Source organism: Pseudomonas lactis, from assembly GCF_001439845.1.
GTDB lineage: Bacteria > Pseudomonadota > Gammaproteobacteria > Pseudomonadales > Pseudomonadaceae > Aquipseudomonas > Aquipseudomonas lactis.
This window is the reverse complement of record NZ_JYLO01000035.1, coordinates 1-2,875: the sequence shown is the minus strand read 5'-3', so window position 1 is coordinate 2,875 and position 2,875 is coordinate 1. Positions and strand designations below refer to the sequence as shown.

1 protein-coding gene and 1 pseudogene are annotated in these 2,875 nt (G+C 59.8%); one reads left to right on the top strand and one right to left on the bottom strand.

Features of this window, described 5'->3' with window-relative positions:
• Nucleotides 1-124: 124 nt before the first annotated feature.
• A pseudogene (locus TX24_RS31585) lies at nt 125-1,915 on the top strand (M10 family metallopeptidase C-terminal domain-containing protein); the annotation flags it as partial.
• A gap of 466 nt (nt 1,916-2,381) precedes the next feature.
• Here TX24_RS31585 and TX24_RS32090 read toward each other — a convergent pair.
• The coding region (locus tag TX24_RS32090; RefSeq protein WP_208604741.1) for a hypothetical protein at nt 2,382-2,875 on the bottom strand (494 nt) is incomplete at its 5' end.

Here is a 2,875-nt window from a genome sequence, read left to right as displayed (position 1 = left end):
CGCGGTGTGCGCCCAGTCAGAAACTGCGAGCCCGCTGGGCCAGTGACACTGAACCCTGAGAAAGAAACGACTATGAAACAAGCAGCTTAAAACGAAGAACAGTGACAACTACCTTGAAAAACACCGAAACCGTGAAGCCTATAGTTTGAAGTCGGCTAACGACACACCCATTTTCTGTGTGTGGGATGGTGGTGGTAATGACACATTGGATTTCTCTGGGTATTCACACCATCAGAAAATCAACCTCAATGCCGAGTCCTTTTCGGATGTAGGGGCGTTGAAAGGTAACGTTTCCGTTGCCAAGGGCGTCACGCTGGAAAATGCAGTGGGCGGTAAGGGCGACGACACACTTATCGGTAATCATGTTGCCAATCGCCTCAAAGGGGGGGCGGGGGCGGACAGACTGTCTGGGGGGGGCGGCGCAGATACCTTTGTTTACGACCATGCCAGTGATTCCACCCCGGATAACCCTGATGTCATCCTGGATTTTGCGAGTGGCGCAGATAAGATTGATGTATCCGCAGTCCTTAAAAGAGCGAATGTCAGTGCTCTCAAGTTCGTCGATCGCTTAACTGGCCAACCCGGCCAGGCTGTGATGAGTTATGACGAGGGCCGCAACGAGGGGGGGCTGGCCCTGGATCTGACAGGCAACGGCAAGGCTGATCTATTAATAAAAAGCATTGGCCAGATAAAAGCTGCTGATATCTTGGCGCACGGCGATACAACCGCGCCAAACCCTGAACCCAAAGATCCCAAGCCGCAGCCGCGTCCTCAACCCGAGGAGCCCAAACCCAAGCCTGAATCCAAACCGAAGGAGCCAAAACCGGAGGAACCAAAACCGCGTCCGGACTCGTGTGAACCAAAGCCGCGTCCGGATCCGTGTGAGCCGAAGCCGCGTCCGGATCCGTGCGAGCCGAAGCCGCGTCCGGATTCGTGTGAGCCAAAGCCGCGTCCGGATCCGTGCGAGCCGAAGCCGCGTCCGGATCCACGCGAACCGCAGCCACGTCCGGACCCGCGCGAGCCGCAGCCGCGTCCAGATCCACGCGAACCGCAGCCACGTCCGGACCCGCGCGAGCCGCAGCCGCGTCCGGACCCGCGCGAGCCGCAGCCGCGTCCAGATCCACGCGAACCGCAGCCACGTCCGGACCCGCGCGAGCCGCAGCCGCGTCCAGATCCACGTGAACCGCAGCCACGTCCAGACCCACGTGAACCGCAGCCATGTCCGGATCCACGCGAACCGCAGCCGCGTCCGGACCCGTGTGAGCCACAGCCGCGTCCAGACCCACGTGAACCGAGGCCGCGTCCGAACCCACGTGAACCGCAGCCACGTCCGGACCCACGCGAGCCGCAGCCGCAGCCGCGTCCGGACCCACGTGAACCGTACCCACGTCCAGACCCACGTGAACCGAGGCCGCGCCCGAACCCACGTGAACCGCAGCCACGCCCGCACCCACGTGAGCCGAGGCCGCGTCCGGACCCGTGTGAGCCACAGCCGCGTCCAGACCCACGTGAGCCGAGGCCGCGTCCGAACCCACGTGAACCACAGCCGCGTCCAGACCCACGTGAACCGCAGCCACGCCCGGACCCGCGTGAGCCGAGGCCGCGTCCGGACCCACGTGAACCGCAGCCACGCCCGGACCCGTGTGAGCCACAGCCGCGTCCGGAACCATGTGAGCCGAGACCGCGTCCGAACCCACGTGAACCGCAACCACGTCCGGACCCGTGCGAGCCTAAACCAACCCCTCGCACAGATCCTTGCGAGCCGAAAGCTGTCACTCGAAACGTAAGGCCAGCCTATGGCTTGAGTGCCCATTCAGGCGAGTACCGGGCGATGCAGGCGCCAGCCTTTGATAGTCGTCATTTCCAGGGCGGGCTTGCAGGGGAATTCATTCGACGTCAGAAGCGCGCTGAATAGATTCAAGTCGCTCTTTATGAGTGAAACATAACGTCAAGTTTAAGTGCTCACAACAAGTCATGGCTTGTTATTCGTTAATAACGCCGTTTTTTGATGCGTGCGTAAAAGTTTGAGTAGTCAATATAGAGACTGGCTATTTAAGAGTTCACGGGTGTTTTACTTGTGAAGTGTTGTGTTGTTGTTTTTAACTAACTGAGAAAACGTAATTATGATTAATGCACCTGCATCCGCTGCAAATTACCATATGCCCACGCCGAACGTGACCCCTCAACCGTCACCGTTGGCTCATCCTGGCAACCCAGGCGACAGTGACGCCGTGAAGTCCTCTCATGCCGATGCGAACTCGGCGGCAGACAACCAGGCCTCGACAGGATCCAAGTTGCTTAATCTTTCCGCTCCGCTGGTAGGTGACCGCACTGGCCTGCAGCGACTGTATGGATCGAGCCTGAACTCCGGACTGCTTCAACTAGGGGAAGTGAATTCTGGCAAAGTGGTTATCGCTCGTTGTTCCCCGAAGGCAGAGGAAGATACCAAACCGGCAGCGGATGAGCCCAAGCCGAATGGTGACACCAAGCCAGTAACGGATAAGCCCAAGCCGGGCGGCTTCTCCACGCCAGTAACAGATAGGCCCAAGCCACGCGGCGGCACCAAGGAGCCGGTGGTTGAGCAGCCCAAGCCAGAGGGCACCAAGCAGCCAGTGGTTGAGCAGCCCAAGCCAGAGGGCACCAAGCAGCCAGTGGTAGATCAGCCCAAGCCAGAAGGTACCAAGCAGCCAGTGGTAGATCAGCCCAAGCCAGAAGGTACCAAGCAGCCAGTGGTAGATCAGCCCAAGCCAGAAGGTACCAAGCAGCCAGTGGTAGATCAGCCCAAGCCAGAGGCTACCAAGCAGCCAGTGGTAGATCAGCCCAAGCCAGCGGGCACTAAGCAGCCAGTGGTAGATCAGCCCAAGCCAGCGGGCAC